The organism is Aminobacter sp. AP02 (assembly GCF_003148805.1).
In the GTDB taxonomy this organism is placed as follows: Bacteria; Pseudomonadota; Alphaproteobacteria; order Rhizobiales; family Rhizobiaceae; genus Aminobacter.
Window position 1 is genome coordinate 1 of record NZ_QGGX01000062.1, and the last position, 1,610, is coordinate 1,610.

The window sequence follows — 1,610 nt, forward strand, 5'->3', positions numbered from 1 at the left end:
GGCATGGTCATGATCTCGCCGCAGATGGCAACGACGAAGCCGGCACCTGCCGACAGCCTGACCTCGCGCACCGGCACGACATGGCCCGTCGGAGCGCCGCGCAGGTTGGGGTCGGTCGAGAACGAGTATTGCGTCTTGGCCATGCACACCGGCAGGTGGCCGTAGCCGGCCTGTTCCCAGGCATGCAGCTGGTCGCGCACCGACTTGTCGGCGATCGCCTCCGAGCCGCGGTAGATGCGCTTGACGATGGTGTCGATCTTGTCGAACAGCTTCATGTCGTCGGGGTAGAGCGGCGCGAATTGCGAGGCACCGCCCTCGGCGAGCTTGACCACCTTGTTGGCCAGCTCCTCGATGCCGGCCGAACCCTTGGCCCAGTGCTTGCACACGATCGCCTCTTCGCCCATCGAAGCGACATAGTCCTTCATCGCCTGGATCTCGGCGTCGGTGTCGGAATAGAAGTGGTTGATCGCCACCACCGCCGGCACGCCGAACTGCTTGACGTTTTCGATGTGGCGGCCAAGGTTGGCGCAGCCCTTCTTCACCGCCTCGACGTTTTCCTTGCCGAGATCCTCCTTCTTGACGCCGCCGTTCATCTTCATGGCGCGCACCGTGGCGACGATCACCGCTGCCGCAGGCTTCAGGCCGGCCTTGCGGCACTTGATGTCGAAGAACTTCTCCGCCCCCAGGTCAGCGCCGAAGCCGGCTTCGGTGACGACATAGTCGGCGAGCTTCAGCGCGGTCGTGGTGGCGACCACCGAGTTGCAGCCGTGCGCGATGTTGGCGAACGGGCCGCCATGGACGAAGGCGGGGTTGTTTTCCAGCGTCTGCACCAGGTTGGGCTGGACCGCGTCCTTGAGCAGCACCGCCATGGCGCCGTCGGCCTTGAGGTCGCGGGCATAAACCGCCGTCTTGTCGCGGCGATAGGCCACGATGATGTCGCCGAGGCGCTTTTCCAGGTCCTTGAGGTCGGTCGCCAGGCACAGGATCGCCATGACTTCGGAAGCCACGGTGATGTCGAAGCCGGCCTCGCGCGGAAAGCCGTTGGCGACACCGCCAAGCGAGCAGTTGATCTCGCGCAGCGCCCGGTCGTTCATGTCCATCACCCGGCGCCACACCACGCGGCGGGTGTCGATGCCGAGCTCGTTGCCCCAGTAGATGTGGTTGTCGATCAGCGCCGCAAGCAGGTTGTGGGCGGTGGTGATGGCGTGGAAGTCGCCGGTGAAGTGGAGGTTCATGTCCTCCATCGGCACGACCTGGGCATAACCGCCACCGGCCGCACCGCCCTTGACGCCGAAATTGGGCCCGAGCGAGGCCTCGCGGATGCACACGATTGCCTTCTTGCCGATGCGGTTCAGGCCGTCGCCCAAGCCAACCGTGGTGGTGGTCTTGCCTTCGCCGGCCGGCGTCGGGTTGATCGCGGTGACCAGGATCAGCTTGCCGTCCTTGTTCTTGCGCGCGTTCGCAATGAACTCGGCCGAGATCTTCGCCTTGTCGTGGCCATAAGGCAGCAAGTGCTCGCTCGGAATGCCGATCTTGGCGCCGATCTCCTGGATCTGCTTCTTCTTCGCCGCACGGGCGATCTCGATGTCGGTCTTGAATTCGGCCATGAC

General features: G+C 64.6%; 1 protein-coding gene. It reads right to left on the minus strand.

The window, feature by feature from the left end:
* On the minus strand, positions 1-1,607 hold a 1,607-nt coding region (locus C8K44_RS27170), incomplete at its 3' end, for a formate--tetrahydrofolate ligase (RefSeq protein ID WP_109578858.1).
* Between the last annotated feature and the right edge of the window lie 3 nt (positions 1,608-1,610).